14 protein-coding genes are annotated in these 17,695 nt (G+C 40.3%); 10 read left to right on the top strand and 4 right to left on the bottom strand.

Annotated elements, in window-relative coordinates; genetic code table 11:
• Positions 1–128 precede the first annotated feature (128 nt).
• From IL356_RS06175 to IL356_RS06160, 4 genes are all read left to right on the top strand, one after another.
• Positions 129–677, top strand: a complete 549-nt coding sequence (locus tag IL356_RS06175; protein WP_162987950.1) for an RNA polymerase sigma factor — start codon at positions 129–131, stop codon at positions 675–677.
• 49 nt (positions 678–726) lie between these two features.
• Positions 727–1,593 carry a FecR family protein gene (locus tag IL356_RS06170; RefSeq protein ID WP_121850306.1) on the top strand — a complete coding sequence of 289 codons (867 nt, stop codon included), beginning with the start codon at positions 727–729 and terminating at the stop codon, positions 1,591–1,593.
• A gap of 30 nt (positions 1,594–1,623) precedes the next feature.
• Positions 1,624–2,550, top strand: coding sequence for an RraA family protein (locus IL356_RS06165; protein WP_121850307.1), 927 nt, complete (start codon positions 1,624–1,626; stop codon positions 2,548–2,550).
• Between the two features lie 244 nt (positions 2,551–2,794).
• Positions 2,795–4,720: a CocE/NonD family hydrolase gene (locus tag IL356_RS06160; RefSeq protein WP_121850309.1), complete on the top strand. Its 1,926-nt coding sequence runs from the start codon at positions 2,795–2,797 to the stop codon at positions 4,718–4,720.
• A gap of 3 nt (positions 4,721–4,723) precedes the next feature.
• Here the strand turns inward: IL356_RS06160 and IL356_RS06155 are convergent, their stop codons facing one another.
• A complete protein-coding gene (locus tag IL356_RS06155) occupies positions 4,724–5,383 on the bottom strand; it encodes an aspartate kinase (protein WP_121850310.1) in 660 nt (219 codons plus the stop codon).
• A gap of 98 nt (positions 5,384–5,481) precedes the next feature.
• Positions 5,482–5,841, bottom strand: coding sequence for a YraN family protein (locus IL356_RS06150; protein WP_121850311.1), 360 nt, complete (start codon positions 5,839–5,841; stop codon positions 5,482–5,484).
• A 194-nt stretch (positions 5,842–6,035) separates the two neighbouring features.
• Between IL356_RS06150 and IL356_RS06145 the strand changes: the two genes are divergently transcribed.
• The 6 genes from IL356_RS06145 to IL356_RS06120 all read left to right on the top strand — a co-directional run bounded on the left by IL356_RS06145 (position 6,036) and on the right by IL356_RS06120 (position 15,609).
• Positions 6,036–7,529 (top strand): DUF1800 domain-containing protein, encoded by a 1,494-nt coding sequence (locus tag IL356_RS06145; protein ID WP_121850312.1) that lies wholly within the window; start codon positions 6,036–6,038, stop codon positions 7,527–7,529.
• A 9-nt stretch (positions 7,530–7,538) separates the two neighbouring features.
• A complete protein-coding gene (locus IL356_RS06140; RefSeq protein ID WP_121850313.1) occupies positions 7,539–9,248 on the top strand; it encodes a DUF1501 domain-containing protein in 1,710 nt (569 codons plus the stop codon).
• A gap of 125 nt (positions 9,249–9,373) precedes the next feature.
• Complete coding sequence (metG, locus tag IL356_RS06135; RefSeq protein WP_121850314.1) at positions 9,374–11,443, top strand: methionine--tRNA ligase; 2,070 nt, start codon at positions 9,374–9,376, stop codon at positions 11,441–11,443.
• 161 nt (positions 11,444–11,604) lie between these two features.
• Entirely contained in the window at positions 11,605–13,737 is a 2,133-nt protein-coding gene (locus IL356_RS06130) for a Tex family protein (RefSeq protein WP_121850315.1), read from the top strand.
• A 2-nt stretch (positions 13,738–13,739) separates the two neighbouring features.
• On the top strand, positions 13,740–14,642 hold the full coding sequence (locus tag IL356_RS06125) for a histone deacetylase family protein (protein ID WP_121850316.1): 903 nt from the start codon (positions 13,740–13,742) through the stop codon (positions 14,640–14,642).
• Positions 14,643–14,775: 133 nt separating this feature from the next.
• A complete protein-coding gene (locus tag IL356_RS06120; RefSeq protein ID WP_121850317.1) occupies positions 14,776–15,609 on the top strand; it encodes a phosphatase PAP2 family protein in 834 nt (277 codons plus the stop codon).
• 155 nt (positions 15,610–15,764) lie between these two features.
• Here IL356_RS06120 and IL356_RS06115 read toward each other — a convergent pair whose 3' ends face one another.
• Positions 15,765–16,070, bottom strand: coding sequence for a hypothetical protein (locus tag IL356_RS06115; protein ID WP_121850318.1), 306 nt, complete (start codon positions 16,068–16,070; stop codon positions 15,765–15,767).
• Between the two features lie 360 nt (positions 16,071–16,430).
• Complete coding sequence (locus IL356_RS06110) at positions 16,431–17,459, bottom strand: alpha/beta fold hydrolase (RefSeq protein ID WP_162987951.1); 1,029 nt, start codon at positions 17,457–17,459, stop codon at positions 16,431–16,433.
• Between the last annotated feature and the right edge of the window lie 236 nt (positions 17,460–17,695).

The following is a 17,695-nucleotide window of genomic DNA, read 5'->3' as shown; positions in this document are numbered from 1 at the left end:
TTATTAAGTCCGGTATTTCTTTTTAAAAAATTCCACCAATCTTTAGCAAAATATTGTTTGTAGTTTTTTAAGTAAAGCTTAAGTTTATAAGCCCTATTTGGATCTCCTCAAAAACACTTGTCCATTATTTGAAAGATCAGAATACATATTTCTTGGTTAAGAGTATAAAAAAAGGAAACCTAAGCTCTTTAGAAAAATTATACTCGCTCTTTTACTCCAAGTTATACTGGTTCGCAAAGAAATTCAACTCCCCCACCCTAGAACCGGACGACTTCGTACAACAAACGTTTTTAAGACTTTGGGAAAACAGGGATAAATTAAAGGAAGACGTCTTAATAGACAAACAGATATACACTATCTGCCGCAATATTATTCTCAACCATTTAAAACGGGAGTCAAAATTAGTGCCGACCGAAGAAAAGAACTTTTTCGGGGCCACTGAAATCAAAGAAAATACGGGTCAAGATGAAATTAACTTAGAATGGCTGTACAGTGTTTTAAAAAGTTTGCCCAACAAAAGGCGCGAAGTTTTTGTGTTGCATAAAATAGAAAACCTATCGTATGAAGAGATAGCTGCATCACTGAACATTTCAAAAAAAACAATCGCAAATCATATTTATTTGGCCCAGAATCATATTAAGCAAGAATTGGAGAAAGAAAAAAACAAAAAGAATTAGGAAATATTCAATCCTGAATTGTTCTAAGAGTATAAACGGCAATATATAAGTGGAAAATTACGAGTCCGACATAGAAAAAAGAATGGAAACTGCTTGGGGCCAAGACTTTCCGCCCGTTCCCAAGACCCAGATCAAGAATTCATGGTCCGAGCTTGAGTCTACCATAAGGTCGCGTTCTCCAAAACGTTCCTTTAAATGGGCCATTGCCGCTGCAATAATGCTACTATTGCTTCCAGCTCTTTATTTATTAAGTGTCGACCGCTCTACTATTGAAATAAACAATTACACTCAACTTGATAAAGAATTTATTCTGCCCGATAGTAGTATTGTCATTTTAAAACCGAATTCAACGGTCAGTTACAACAAAAAATTTTCAAAGAGAGAAGTCGCCTTGTCAGGCCAAGCTTTTTTTGATGTCGTAAAAGATAGCCTAAAAGAGTTCACGGTTGAAACCAGTCGCACATCTACCCGCGTTTTGGGCACTTCATTTTTAGTTACAGAAAATGAAGACCTTGAAAAAACCGAGGTGTCGCTTTACTCGGGAAGAATACTAATGTCTTTAAAGGATACTGAAAATAGGCGTTCTTGGGCCATTATCCCCGGTGAGAGTTTCTTATTGGACAAAGGTAAGGTGCAGGTCAAAAAGTTTGAGACAGACCTCAGCTTTAGTGCAGGAAACAAATACAGTGACCTCAACAATATTGAACTGGAAAAACTCTTTCACTTCATCGAAGAACGTTTCGGCTACCAATTTGAAACTAACGAAATGACAAAAAACAAGTTGGTTACTTTAAGAATCAACAAATCCGACTCTTTAGGTCAAATATTGAAGGTACTTTCATTGATAAATGATGTAAATTTCGAAATCAATGAGAGTGAAAAGACAATCGTTACTCTTAAAAAAGAGAAAAAATAAATCGCTTACCCCTTACCCCCTATTAAATTTATGAAGATCCGAGCCATTCAACTATTTACAGCCGCATTCTTATTATTTGCCACCCACCTTTATTCACAGACAATACCAAAAGAAGAGCTTGTTTTCTTGACTTCTTCTTGGGAAGGGGAAAGATTTGAAGACGGTCGTCCCAAAATATCCGATGACCTTGTAGAGAGAGCAAAGCATATATCGGTCGATGATGCGTGGACGGTTCTAAAAAACGAAGGCTATAACAATCAATTTGCCGGGGAGTGGAAAATGGTCAACAACAATGTAGTTGTTGGCAGGGCGGTTACGGCTATGTTCATGCCTAGCAGGCCCGATGTTGAAAAGAACATTAAAGACAGAGGAGTTAATAAGCAAGGTAGAAAAGGTGATACCAATTCATGGCCTATCGATGTGTTGACCACGGGCGATGTTTATGTGGCAGACGGGTTCGGAAAAATTGAGGCCGGAACCTTAATGGGTGCTACATTGGCCAACTCTATATTCGCAAAATCAGGAAATGGTGTAGTCTTTAATGGCAGTGCCAGAGATTTAGAGTCGATATCTGAACTGGAAGGCTTCAACGCCTTCGTTCGCGATTTTCATCCTTCTTTCTTGCAAGAAATGGTGTTAATGGGGCTTAATACCGCTATACGAATAGGTGATGCCATCGTATTACCGGGCGACTTGGTAATCGGAAAAAGTGAAGGGGTTCTATTCGTACCTGCCCATTTGGCCGAACAGGTAGTGTTTACCAGTGAATTTGTAGGCCTAAAAGACCTTTTTGGCTTCGAAATGGTAAAAGCAGGAAAATATTCTACCGGAGAGATTGACGGTAAATGGTCTGACAAGGTCAAAAAAGACTTTTTAACCTGGTTAGAAAAAAATCCCGATAAGGGTAAAATGACAGCCGAAGAGCTAAATAAAGTTCTCGAAAAAAGAACTTGGTAAATCAAATTCTTGCTTGTCTACTTTTTATGGCATCAAGCCTGATTGAATGGGCTCGAGAAAAAGAAAATGCAATTGACGCAAACATCTTCTCCTTTTGGTGCAGTAATCGAAATGTATCATTTACCTGATTTTCAATAACAAGCTTTAATGGTTTGAAATCATTTAAGGTTAGCCCTATTCCCATTGGGCTAGCAAGCAAGTATATTGCTATCTTTAGGCCCGAGACATTCAAAAAACCTTCACCATGCAACTAAACAAGTTTGTTTTACTGATATTTCTAATGACCGTAACGATTTCTTGCGGACAAGAAATAGACGCCGATTATTTTAAAAGTCATTATGACCTAAAGGAATACCGTATTCCCATGCGAGACGGTGCCGAACTGTTCACGGTAGTCTATACTCCTAAAGACCAAACTAAAAAATACCCGATTCTCTTAAACAGAACTTGTTACAATGCCTCAAAACATTCAAACTATCAATACAGCGGCTACCCTTCAAAATATCTGGTAGAAGACGGGTATATATTCGTTTTTCAAGATGTACGTGGTCGTTATATGTCAGATGGAGAGTTTGACAATATGAGACCGAACATACCCGGCAACAAACCGAGAAACAAAAAAGACATTGATGAAAGTAGCGACACCTATGACTCAATAGAATGGATGATCAAAAACATTAAAGGCAATAATGGTCGCGTGGGCATGTATGGCATTTCTTATCCCGGGCACTATACCGCGGCCGGCATGATCGATGCCCACCCTGCACTAAAGGCTTCTTCGCCACAAGCGCCGATAGCCGATTTCTTTTTTGACGATTTTCATCACCAAGGTGCCTATTTAGAAAGCTATACGGCTGCCTTTGCCGTATTTGGTTATCAAAAAGACAGTCTTACCAGAGATCCTTGGTATACCGAAAAATTAATGAGGCTCTATGGCAACCCCGCTTCCGATGCGTATGATTTCTTTCTAAAATTAGGCCCCTTAAAAAATATTACCGAAAAATATCACAAAGACAATTTCTTTTGGAACCAGATAGTTGACCACCCTAATTATGATGAATTCTGGCAAAAGAGAAATATTCTTCCCCATTTAAAAGATATCGACCATGCCGTTATGACCGTTGGAGGATGGTACGATGCCGAGGATCTTTATGGCCCATTGAATATTTATAAAACGGTGGAAGCCACAAGCCCGAAAGCCAAAAACACGATTGTCATGGGACCTTGGGACCATGGCGGATGGGCGAAAGAAACCGGTAAAACCGTTCACAACCATATCTATTTTGGTGACAGCATCTCTACCTTTTTTCAAAGAGAAATAGAACGTAATTTCTTTGCCCATAACTTGAAAAGCAAAAACATTTACAAACTGCCGGAAGCCTATATGTTCGATACAGGTTCGAAAGAATGGATGAAGTTTGAACAATGGCCACCAATCGATATAGAACCTGTGAGCCTGCATTTTGGTGGAAATGGGCAACTTAGTGTTAACGGACCTATCAACGAAGATGCCGTTTTCGAATATACGAGCGACCCTCAAAAGCCGGTACCTTACACCTCACAAACCGAAGGGCTGACCTTTACTCCCAGACGTTATATGTCAGATGATCAAAGACATGCCTCACGTAGGCCCGATGTGCTTACCTTCGAAACCGAACCTTTGGACAACCCAAAAGTGCTGGCCGGAGAAATTCTGGCAAAATTAAAGGTGGCCATTACCGGTACCGATGGCGACTTTGTTGTTAAGTTGATCGACGTCTATCCTTCAGACCATGAAAACTATGAGCACAACCCGGATAATATTATTATGGGAGGTTATCAGCAACTAGTAAGGGCCGAAGTATTTCGAGGTCGTTTTAGAAATAGCTTTGAAAAACCTGAACCTTTTGTTCCCGGAGAAATAAGCGATGTCGATTTTAGACTTCAAGATATTTTGCACACCTTTAAAAAAGGGCATCGCATAATGATTCAGATTCATAGTACTTGGTTCCCTTATATTGATAGAAATCCGCAGAAGTATGTTGAGAATATCTATAAGGCCAATGAAGATGATTTCATCAAATCTACCATAAAAGTATATGGATCATCTTCCGTTGAGGTAGGCGGCACCCAAGATTGCTGTTTGCCGGAACCTTTCAGGGGGCAAGCCACAGAATTTATTAAAGATTAAAGTTTAGAGGGTCTTCAAGTCTTTTATAGTCTTGAAGGCCACATCTACTTGGGTATCGTCTACCAAAATGGTAAATTCATTGGTGGTTGAGATAACCTCGTACAGAACAATGCCCTCCCATGCCAAACGCTGAAATATAAAATAATATATACCCGGTACGCTAACGTTTTCGGCTGGAAGCTTTACAGTAATCGAAGATAAATTTTCTGCTTTTTGGGTACACTTTTCTTCTTTAAAAAGGGTTTCGACGGTTTGATCTAAGCTGTTACTTACTACAATATTCAGTTCGTTCACACCTCTAGATGAAGTATAAAAAACATCTTTATTTTTATTGACTTCTTCAAGAAGCTCGGCCTGCACCTCTAATATTGATTCAGATATAAAAAAAGTGAAGTCGGTCAAAGAAGATCGAACCGTAATCTCGCCGATATTCTTCAACACTTTTATAATCTTATGTGTAGCGCGAAATTCTAGATCATCGGACAGTCTTTTCAGTGCCATAACGATAGCCCCATTACGAATATCCTTTCCTAACTCATCTTCAATTTCAGGCTTAACAATTCTTGAAAGAGAGGTTAGATTGATAATACCTTGTGCCAATGCACTTTGTAAAAACGGCTTCTTTTTTATGTATTGCTCAACGACCGACGATATTGTTTTCATGATGCTCTTAGTTGGTTGCAGAGCAAAAATAACACATTGTTATAAATAAAACAAATTGTGTTAATACTAAAATTCAAAACATCTCAACTTTCCCCTCGTCAGAAATGATAAAAAGCATTTTCAAGATGTTCAATCTTAAAAATGCTTCTATTCTTTAATATAGTAACCACATCAAAACGTACCTCGGCATCGATTTCATTTTCGGTTACGAAATAGTCTGCCGCCGAGACCAAAAGCTTTATCTTTTTTGGGGTGATGGTTTCTGCAATCGGTATAATACGGTCATTACTTCTCGCCCTCACCTCTACTACGGCCAATACCTCCTTTTTCTTAGCGATAATGTCTATTTCAGCTTTAAGGTAACGATAGTTCTGGGCTACGATTTCATATCCTTTTCCTACTAAAAAATCAACTGCTATTTTCTCTCCTTCCTTACCAAATTCATTGTGTTTGCCCATAGTTTTCCTTAAATCTATTTCAAAGAGCGGCGGTTCATCGAAAAATAGGGTTACCTAACGCCAAATATTGTGTATGATTCGTAATTAATTATGCCATACATCGAAAATACATCAATCACCATACTATACAAAACCCCAGTACGTTAAGAATTGACCCCAAGCACATAAACGGTTCTTAAAGCCTACTGAAAACTATGGAATACTTTATCAACTGTAATACGGCTTCCCTAGCGCCGTATAACACTCCCTTGAACAGGTCGAAGGCTGCACACCTGTACCGTAGACTGGGGTTCAGCGCCTCCGCACAAACTATCGATCAAGCAGAAGGTCAAAATGCAGGTTCATTGGTAGATACACTAATTAACCAGGCATTGGCCCAACCGCCCGTTACAGCACCTACTTGGGCCGATTGGAACGGTAGTAATTACCCCGAAGACGATGAGCAGCGTAACTCAATGGTGCGTCAACAAAGGCAAGAGTTCAGCTTGGCCTACACCAATCAAATGCTGAACAACAACCTACGAGACCGCCTTAGCTTCTTTTGGAGCAATCATTTTGTTACCGAGCTGAAAGTGTACGAGTGTAATTCATTTCTCTACCACTACATCGATTGCTTACAGCAGAATGCAATAGGTAACTTTAAAACATTTGTTAGCGAAATCGGACTTACCGATGCCATGTTGTATTATTTGGATGGCGTTTATAACAACGGCCATAACCCCAACGAAAACTACGCCCGAGAACTTTATGAGCTATTTACTTTGGGCGAAGGTAATGGGTATACTGAAGAAGACATTATTGAAACGGCACGTGCCTTAACCGGTTATGTTGAGAGAGGCGAACTAGGTTGCGAATCCGTACAATTTAGAGATGACCGCCACGATACCGACAGCAAAACTATATTAGGTCAAACAGGCAACTGGGGTTATGATGACGTGATTGACATATTGTTCGAGCAACGAGCCAATGAAATTGCCGAATTTATCTGTAGAAAACTCTATGAGTTTTTCGTTCACCCCGACTCTCAAGATGCCGCGGGCAATGCCCAGACCATTATATCTGGCATGGCAAGCACTTTCTTGGCCAATAATTTTGAGATTGCACCGGTGCTTTCACAATTATTTAAAAGTCAACATTTCTTTGATGATGAGGCTATTGGCGTCATTATTAAAAGTCCGTTCGATATTTATTTCAACCTACTGAACGAATCAAGCTTTACCTACGATGATGTCACGGTATCAAGCATGATCAATTATAGTGCACTCTTAAGCCAAGAATTGTTCAACCCTTTTGATGTAGCCGGTTGGCAAAGAGACCGATCTTGGATTAACACCAATTTTATGATCGGGCGTTGGCTGACTATAGAAAGTGTATTAGAAGAATTTTTTAATGCCGACCCCGAACAGTTCAGGTCTTTTGGCCTATCGCTTACAGGAATGGATGGCATGACAAGCAATAACCCAGATGTAATTGCTCGGGCCATTATCGATTTTATATTACCGAAAGGACTATTAAACGATTCGGAATACGATAAGGCATACACCGTATTTAGAAGCGATGTGCAAGATCAATACTACGAGGGCGGCTCGACACCTACTTGGACGTTGCAGACTTCAATGGAAGGCCCTTCACAGGTATATCTGCTAATGCAATATTTGGCCCGTCAACCCGAATTTCAACTTAAATAACCTACAGCTATGTGCGATACCCACCATAATTCACCTCATAAGGGCCTGCAACACGAAGGCCATGACCAAGAACATAAAGCATGGAGCAGACGCTCATTTTTACAGGCACTCGGCATAGCTGGATCAGGTTCGATGATGCTAGGTTCCAATTTTTTAACGGCCTCGGCACCGTCACCTCTAACATCGGCTATTGCAGCCGCTGAAACAGACAACATTTTAATTCTTATTCGTCTTTCGGGTGGAAACGATGGTCTGAGCACCGTTATACCCATTGAGCAATATGATTCATACGCCAACGCGCGACCCAACATTTATATTCCGGAGAGCAAAGTATTGAAGCTTACCGATGAGTTCGGTGTGCCATCTTACATGAAGTCTTTGGAAGCAATGTGGGACCAAGGCCAGTTCAAGGCGGTTCATGGCGTAGGTTATGAAGGGCAAAGTCTTTCCCACTTTACGGGATCGGATATTTTTGCCAACACCGACCTAACAACCACCGGATTCAGTGGGTTGAACACGGGATGGATGGGAAGGCATTTTGAGAACATATATCCTGATTACCTTATTTCGCCCCCTCCCGCACCAGCGGCCATTCAAATAGGTCAGTTCGGTAGTTTGGTTTTTCAAGGCGAAGAAACCAATTATGCGTTCGTTACCTCGAATATCGACCAGTTAGAGGAAATCGCCGAATCGGGTGTGCGATATGGTTTAGAAGATACCCTGTTCAACGACTGTATGTATGGCGACCAACTTAAATTTTTAAGAGGTGTGGCCAATACCACCTACGAATACTCAGGCATTATTCACGAAGCTTGGTCAAGAGGCCAAAATCAGGTAGAATATCAAGACAACGGCTTCGCCCGACAATTGGCGCTTTTAGCCCGTTTGATCAAAGGAAACTTAGGTACAAAGGTGTATATGATATCTATGGGAGGCTTTGACACCCATGGCAACCAACCCTTGGCGCACGAGAGACTAATGAGCAATTTATCGATTGCCATCAACAATTTTTACGAAGACCTTGCTTATACCGAACAAGACGATAAGGTACTGAGCATGACGTTTTCAGAGTTTGGTAGAAGAATTTTTGAAAATGGATCCAACGGCACCGATCATGGCAAGGCCGCCCCTACCCTTTTCTTCGGAAAAGGATTGAATGGCAGTGCATTTGTTGGTGAGCATCCAACTCTCGACAACCCTGATGGCCGGGGGAATTTAGAGTACACTATGGATTTTAGAGATTTGTATGCCACGGTTTTGGCCGAGTGGCTCTGCGTTCCAATTCCATTAGTAGAGCAACACTTACTAGACCACCCCTATGCACCTGTAAATCTTGGTTTTAATTGTAGTGGAACCGATTTTCCTGAAATCGCTTACAGTGATGGTGAACCTACCATTCCCACTACTCCTGACAGTCAAACCGAAAGTCCTGTAGTGCCTAGCAGTGCCGAGATAAATGCTATTGTTCACAAACCGTACTATCCGACAGACGATGCCCCGCATATCTATATTGAAATGCCGGTAACGGCCCATGTAGATATTCAATTGTTCAACATAGTTGGGCAGCGCGTGGGTACCATACGCAATACCATCATGACTGCCGGAGCCAATGAAATCAACATAAAAGAAAGTATGCCGGGTCATTTGGCAGCTGGTAAATATATCTATCGCATACAAGTACAAGACCATAAAATGAGCAAATCGGTTATGGTCGCATAGCACATCAATTTCAATCAATCCTAACAAGCCCTCGTTAACCCTAATTTACGAGGGTTTTGCTTTTTGAATATTACTTGTATCCCTCGTAGCAAAAACCTTATTTTTGTGGCCTAATTTCAAATTTGATGGCCGAAAAAAATCTTACTCCCGCTCGTTATACCATTACTGCTGCATTACCCTATACTAACGGACCAATTCATATTGGTCACTTGGCGGGTGTATATGTTCCTGCAGATATTTACGCCAGATACTTAAGACTGACCGGAAAAGAGGTTGCCTTTGTCTGTGGAAGCGATGAGCATGGGGTCGCAATTTCAATGAAGGCCAAAAAAGAAGGGGTAACACCCAAAGAGATTATCGATAAGTACCATGCCATCATTAAAAAGTCGTTTCAAGACTTCGGCATTACTTTCGACAATTATTCTAGAACTTCTGCCGAGGTTCATCACGAAACGGCATCCGATTTCTTTAAAAAATTATACGAGCAAGGTGATTTTATTGAAGAGACTACCGCCCAATTATATGATGAAGAAGCCAAGCAATTTTTGGCCGATCGTTTTGTAATCGGCACTTGCCCTAAATGCGGGCATGAAGAGGCCTATGGTGACCAATGTGAAAATTGTGGGTCTTCGTTAAATGCAACTGATTTGATCAACCCAAAATCAACCATTACAGGAAGCACACCTACCACAAAAGAAACCAAACACTGGTTCTTGCCTTTGGACAGGTACGAAGGCTTTTTAAGGGATTGGATCCTTGAAGGACATAAAAACGATTGGAAACCCAATGTGTACGGGCAATGCAAAAGCTGGATAGATGGTGGACTTGAACCTAGAGCCGTTACTAGAGATTTAGATTGGGGTATACCGGTACCGGTAGAAGGCGGAGAAGGTAAAGTACTGTACGTTTGGTTCGATGCCCCTATCGGCTATATTTCTTCTACTAAAGAGTGGGCAAAAAGAGAAGGAAAAGATTGGGAGCCTTATTGGAAAGACAAAGACACCAAATTGGTTCATTTTATTGGGAAAGACAACATTGTTTTCCACTGCATCATATTTCCCGCTATTCTAAAATCGCATGGTGGTTATATTCTTCCGGAAAACGTTCCGGCCAATGAGTTCTTGAATTTGGAAGGCAACAAGCTCTCCACCTCTAAAAATTGGGCCGTTTGGTTGCACGAATACTTAGAAGAGTTTCCTGATATGCAAGATGTGTTGCGCTATACGCTAACGGCCAACACACCTGAAACGAAGGACAATGATTTTACTTGGAAGGATTTTCAGGCCCGCAACAACAATGAGTTGGTGGCCATCTTGGGTAATTTCATCAACCGGGTGGTTGTATTGACCAACAAATATTATGATGGGGTAATTCCTGCACCGTCCGACTTTACCGAGGTGGACCAAGAAACTTTGGATGCCCTTAAAAAATATCCAGAAGTTATTTCCAATTCCTTGGAAAGATACCGCTTTAGGGAAGCGGCCCAAGAATTAATGAACCTAGCACGTTTGGGTAATAAGTATTTGGCCGACGAAGAACCTTGGAAGGTTATTAAACAAGACGAAGAAAGGGTGCAAACGATAATGTATGTCGCCCTGCAAATAGCTACTGGTCTAGCTGTTTTAAGTGAGCCTTTCGTGCCTTTTACTTCCAATAAATTAAAATCAATACTGGCCCTATCTACCGACTTGGGCTGGAACGATGTTTCGCAAAAAGAATCGTTGTTACCGGCGGTACATAAAATCAATCAATCACAGTTGTTGTTCAGAAAAATAGAGGACAGCGAAATTCAAAAACAATTAGATAAATTGGAAGCTACCAAAAAAGCGAACGAGAACGAAAAGAAAGCGGTCACACCTCAAAAAGAGACCATCACCTTTGATGATTTTACGAAATTGGATATGCGTGTAGGTACAATTTTGGAAGCCGAAAAAATGCCTAAGACCAAAAAATTACTGGTTTTAAAGGTAGATACCGGCATTGACACCAGAACTATTGTTTCGGGTATCGCTGAAAGCTTCAAGCCAGAAGAGATTATCGGTAAAAAAGTTACTGTTCTGGTCAATTTGGCACCGCGACCTTTACGTGGTGTTGAAAGTCAGGGCATGATTCTGATGACCGAAAGCAAAGAGGGTAAATTGGTTTTCGTCAACCCCGATGAAGAAGGTGTTGGTAACGGCGAAGGGATTAGTTAACTTTCCCATTAATTGTCAGGTCGAGCGTAGTCGAGAACCTAGGAGTGGGAATTAACCATCTCTCTATTCCATTTTGAACAAATAGGTCTCTAAATTTAAAGTTTAGCCACTTTCACTTGGCTTACTAAAAAAACAGTTTAGTCTCAACCATAAGAATTTACATGAATCTCTTAGCCTATATCTTAAAACATACCCAGCTTCCCGAAAAAGGTATCAAAAACACGGTTGAACTGCTTAATGAAGACTGTACCATTCCCTTTATCGCCCGCTACCGCAAAGAAAAGACAGGCAACCTTGATGAAGTACAGATTGGTCAAATTGTGGAGTTCAAAACGCAGTTTGAAAATCTTGAAAAGAGAAAGGAAACGATTCTAAAAGCCATTGAAGAACAAGATTCTTTAACAGAAGACCTTAAAAACAAGATTGCCCAGACCGAAGATTTGACGAGTTTGGAAGACCTCTACCTTCCTTTTAAGAAAAAGAGAAAAACCAAAGCCGAAACAGCTCGTAAAAACGGTTTGGAGCCTTTGGCTAAAATCATCATGGCCCAAAACCATCGAGATATTGAGTCGGCAGCCCACCAATATTCCAATTCCGAAGTCCCTGATACAGATGCCGCCCTGGAGGGAGCTCGACACATCATTGCCGAATGGCTTAATGAGCGAATCTCCATTAGAAACCTCATCCGTTCACAATTGGAAAGGTCTGCTATGCTGACAACAAAGGTGGTTTCTACCAAAAAAGATGAAGAGGCGGCCCAAAAGTTCAGAGATTATTTTGATTGGAGCGAATCGCTCAACCGTTGCCCTTCGCATCGTTTATTGGCCATTCTTAGAGCTGAAAACGAAGGTTTTATAAGAGTGAAATTAGAATTGGATACTGATTTTATCCTTTCTAAAATCGAGCAACGTACCATTAAATCGAACAATTCGTGTACGCCGCAAATTCAAATGGCTATAGAAGATGCTTACAAAAGGTTGTTGTTTCCCTCTTTATCCAACGAACTTTTAAAAAAGGCTAAAGAGGAGGCCGATGATGATGCCATTAAAGTATTCGCCAAGAACTTACAGCAATTGCTATTAGGCTCCCCAGTAGGTGAAAAACGAATTTTGGCCATTGACCCAGGTTTTAGAACGGGTTGTAAGGTGGTCTGTTTGAGTGCCACCGGAGATTTGGAGCACAATGAAACCATTTTTCCGCATGCACCGCAAAATGATACCAAGGGTGCCCTGAAAAAACTGAGCACATTGGCAGACGCCTATAAAATTGAGGCTATTGCCATTGGTAATGGTACGGCTTCCCGCGAAACGGAGCGTTTGGTAAAGAGGGTACATTTTAAAAATCCGGTTGAAGTTTATGTGGTGAGCGAGGCCGGTGCCTCTATTTATTCCGCCTCGAAAATTGCAAGAGAAGAATTCCCGAACTACGATGTTACCGTACGCGGTGCGGTCTCAATAGGCAGAAGATTGGCAGACCCGTTGGCCGAGTTGGTGAAAATAGACCCTAAATCTATCGGTGTGGGGCAATACCAGCATGATGTAGACCAAAACAAGCTACAGACCTCTCTCGATAGAACAGTGGAGAGCTGTGTAAACTCCGTTGGCGTAAACATCAATACGGCCAGTGTTCCGCTTTTAAGTTACGTTTCAGGAATTGGCCCTAAATTGGCCGAGAACATCGTGGCTCACCGTAACGAAAACGGCCCATTCAGCAAACGTTCCGACATTAAAAAAGTAGCTCGATTAGGTGAAAAGGCCTTTGAACAGGGCGCCGCTTTCCTTCGAATAAAAAATGCAAAAAACCCCTTGGATGATTCTGCCGTTCACCCCGAAAGTTACGGTATAGTAGAACAGATGGCCAAGGATAAAAAGATGCCATTATCCGAAATAATCGGAAACAAAGAAATCTTAAAAAGTATTCAACTCAAACATTACTGTACCGATGAAATCGACCTACCTACCCTTCAAGATATTATAAAGGAACTGGAAAAACCCGGATTGGACCTTAGGGAGAAAGCGAAGGTGTTTACTTTTGACCAGAACATTAAAACTATTGATGACCTGCGAGAAGGTCAATTGCTGCCCGGTATCGTCAACAACATTACCAATTTTGGGTGTTTTGTTGATATTGGCATCAAAGAAAGTGGGCTTATTCATGTCTCTAACCTTGCCGATGCCTTTGTCAAAGATGTGAACGAACATGTTCATTTACATCAACAAATTATAGTGAAGGTCTTGCAAGTTGACATCCCTCGAAAACGAATTCAGTTAAAACTACATAAAGGCGATTTATAGCCATGCTAAAAATAGCCTATCACCCTATTTATAATCACCCATTACCCGAAGGGCACCGTTTCCCCATGGTCAAATACGAGCTTTTGCCCAAACAGCTCTTACACGAAGGTACTTGCTCGCCCGAAAATTTTTTCGAACCCGTAACACCCAATGACAAGCACATTGTAGCCGTTCACGACCCTGAGTATTTTTATGACTTATTGAATATTAAAATACCGCCCCGTGAGGCTAGAAAAATTGGCTTTCCCTTAAGCGAAAACTTGGTGGAAAGGGAGCGCATTATTGCCGATGGCACGATGAAAGCCTGTGAATACGCAATAAAATATGGCATTTCAATGAATATAGCCGGCGGTACGCACCACGCTTACAGCGACCGCGGAGAAGCCTTTTGTATGCTGAACGACCAAGCTATTGGTGCCAGATACCTGCAAGCAAACGGTTGGGCCAAAAAAATACTGATTATTGATTTGGATGTGCACCAAGGAAACGGAACGGCAGAAATTTTTCAAAATGACGATTCTGTTTTCACCTTCTCTATGCACGGAGAAGGCAATTACCCCTTTAAGAAAGAGGTGTCGGACCTGGACATTTCGTTAAAAAAGGGGACCGAAGACCAGGAATATCTCGGCTTGTTAAAAGAAACCTTACCCCATTTACTAGAAACGGTAAAACCCGATTTTATTTTCTACCTATCAGGGGTAGATGTTCTAGAGTCCGACAAACTGGGTACTTTGTCGCTTACCTTGCAAGGCTGTAAAGAAAGGGACGAATTTGTGCTTAATACCTGTCACGAACACCATATTCCTGTACAATGTAGTATGGGCGGTGGTTATTCTCCCGATATCAAAGTGATTGTTGAGGCACATGCCAACACCTATCGACTCGCCCAGAAAATCTACTTTTGAAAACCCATCTTCGCCATATTTACCACAATAACTTTAAATTGACGAGGTTATAATCTGTAGCGCTCGCAAATGAGTTAGTTTTATTTTAAACCGATTCTTCTTAAAACAAGCGTAGCTATTATTTTTGCCCCCTATGAAAAAGATTTTGTTCGTTCTGGCCTTTTTATCCTTCAGTTCTTCCTTTTCCCAAGATAGCATTGTGGTACCCAGTGAAAAACGTTGGGATATGTTCAAGTATGATTTTGTTAATATGTTCAAAGGTGTGGGTTACTCCTATGCCAGACCTTTTCATTGGCAGGGTAAACAATGGGCTCAGTTCGGAGGTGTGGTAGCGGGCACCGGGGCGGTCTATCTGATTGATGATGATACCTCTCGCTTTATTCGCCTTCAAAAGGAAGGAGTACCGGAGGTCATTCGTTCGTACGGAACTTTTTATGGCAGCCCTGAAAACAACTATTTGGTCACTTCTGGGGTATATCTAACGGGATTGATCGCCAAAAACGAAAAATTGCGAAGAACAGGTGTATTATTGATATCATCAGCAACTTCAGCGGGTTTTCTACAACAGGTTCTAAAATCAGCAGTAGGCAGGGCAAGACCCATAGCTAATTTAGGAAAGGATACTTTTGACCCCTTCAACTCAAGTCGTAATTTTCACTCGTTTCCTTCAGGCCATGCATTGTTGGCCTTTACCAACGCATATGCTATCGGAAAGCAATTCAAGAGCCCTTGGGCAAAGGCAGGCATCTATACTTTAGGGGCTATACCCGGCCTTTCAAGAATTTGGGACGGACAGCATTGGTTGAGTGACTTCGTTTTTGCCATTGCTATAAGCGTAGCAACAGTAGAGTCGATTGACAAATATCTCGACCGGAAATACAACGAGAAATATAACGCTCAAGACAAAAGAACTAGCTGGAACCTTAACTTTGGTCCGGGCACCTTAGGAGTGACCGTGAATTTTTAACTTTTATGGGATTTTTTTAGCTGTGTTCAGAAGCTAAATCTTTTAGTTGTAACATAGTGATGATTTGCACCTCTCCAGTTTAAAATGGTATTTTATTCAGTTGATGTCTTTAGAATTAAACCTCCCCTTTTACAATATTTTTTACGAACCTTCCCTTAATAGTTTTTTCTGCGTGTGTTATAAATATAAGTGGTTAGAATAGCCAATAATAAGGATACGGGAATTAAGGTTAATGGAGAAATACCTCTTGCGGTATCACTCCCTAATTTTAGTAGTCCTTCAGTCAATTCCGGATGAGATTCTTCAAGGGAAAATACCCCATCTTGATTTGAATCATATTTGGCAATCAACTCTCTTTTGATTTTTCGGCTACGGTATTCCCATCGAAAATGAACAGCAACATTCAAACCAATATAAAAGGCTACTGCGACTATGATGAATTTCAAAATCTTTAACTTCATCTAGTCTTTTTTAAACTTTTCCCTAAGTTATGATTTAAGAACTATCCATATCCAACCAATCTCCAATCTTCTGTAATTAAGACTTATGTTACCGAACAGGATCAGCCCAATGGGTTTATTATAGTTCTTATCAAAAATTAAGTGAGGGTACAATTCTTTTTGCTTTTTAGTTTCGGGGCAAAAATCAAAAAATTCCTCAAAATCACTTCTGTTATTTACTCGCGATTCAAATTCGCCGAGTTAATTATCATAACTTAAAAGCTCAATAGTATCAATATCGTCTTGTTATGAAGGGTCAATTCTGACGAGAAAAGCATATCTAGATTCATTACCCGTATTCTTTGTTTTTATGGTATAGAACTATTGTTGTCTTAATTGTATCAACATTTTCTTTCCGTTTTCATTTTCCGGATTCAATTCAATTGATTTCTCATACATTTCGATTGCTTCTGCTTTTCGATTTGATTTTAATAAAGCTTCGCCATAACTGTCATACGCATTAGAACTATCTGGAAATAAAATTGTATTTAATTTGAAAACTTCTAAAGCCTTATCTAATTCTTCATTTCCCAAAAATGAATATCCCAATGCATTCAAATCTTGTTCTGAACGATTATTCATCTTAGTTTCAATAGACAATTCCATGGCATTGTCTAAAGCCTTTGGTAACAGCTCAATTTGTTGCTCTTTATCCAATGTTTTTGAGTACGCTTTAACGACTGCATTGATAATTAGCGAAGGATTATCCAGAAATACGGCATGACCACTTCCTTTGGCGATAATGTTTGTAACATTATCTTTATTGTCGTCAAGTTCTTCGTGAAGTTTTCTCCACCTAGTCGAAAGTTCCTCTGGTAAACCTGGTAAAGAGTTTTCAGGAAAAATATTTAGTAACGGTATACTATCTGGGAAATGTATACTTCTCGCATATCGCATGGTTTCATTGTAATTGACATTCAAAAAATAATCTCCTGAAGGTTTAGGTATTGTACTAATATCGACATTGTTATCTCTCATTGTCAGTAATTCATCATTCCAAAAATTGTTAAGCGTTACATCAATTAAAACCACGGATTTTACTTTTTTAGGATGTTTATTTGCATAGAGTAAATTATACAACCCACCATACGAGTGGGAAACCAAAATAATATCATTATCGTACCCCAACCTTGAAAGACCCGTCTCCAGTTCTTTCATACCGTTTAAAATTCCAAAATCGGTATCGCTTTTTAGATTAGGGTTCAATTCACTTTTTCCAAACCCAGATCGGTCATAAGTAATCAATGTTGTACCCGTAACTTTATGGATTTTTTCCAAAATGTTGTCCCAGACAGAACCATCGTTACCTGCACCCGCTTCGAAAAGAATTGGAGTTCCTTTTCCTTTCATTATGTTGAAATGCATTTTATACCCTCCTATGTCTACTAGGGTATCTGAGCTTTGGGAATGCATTAAGAGAGGAAAAAAGAAAATCACTAAAAAATTAAAATATCTCATTTAGCCTATTATAAATTAGTAAACACTATCTCCTTAAATATTCTTGATTATTTACTTTATGCTTAAAGGAATACGATAATTGTAAATTAAGCGTCGAACAAATAGGTCAAATAAATTCCTTGAAAAAA

It is taken from the genome of Euzebyella marina, from assembly GCF_014855515.1.
Taxonomy (GTDB): Bacteria; Bacteroidota; Bacteroidia; order Flavobacteriales; family Flavobacteriaceae; genus Euzebyella; species Euzebyella marina.
This window is presented reverse-complemented; position numbering and strand designations above follow the sequence as displayed.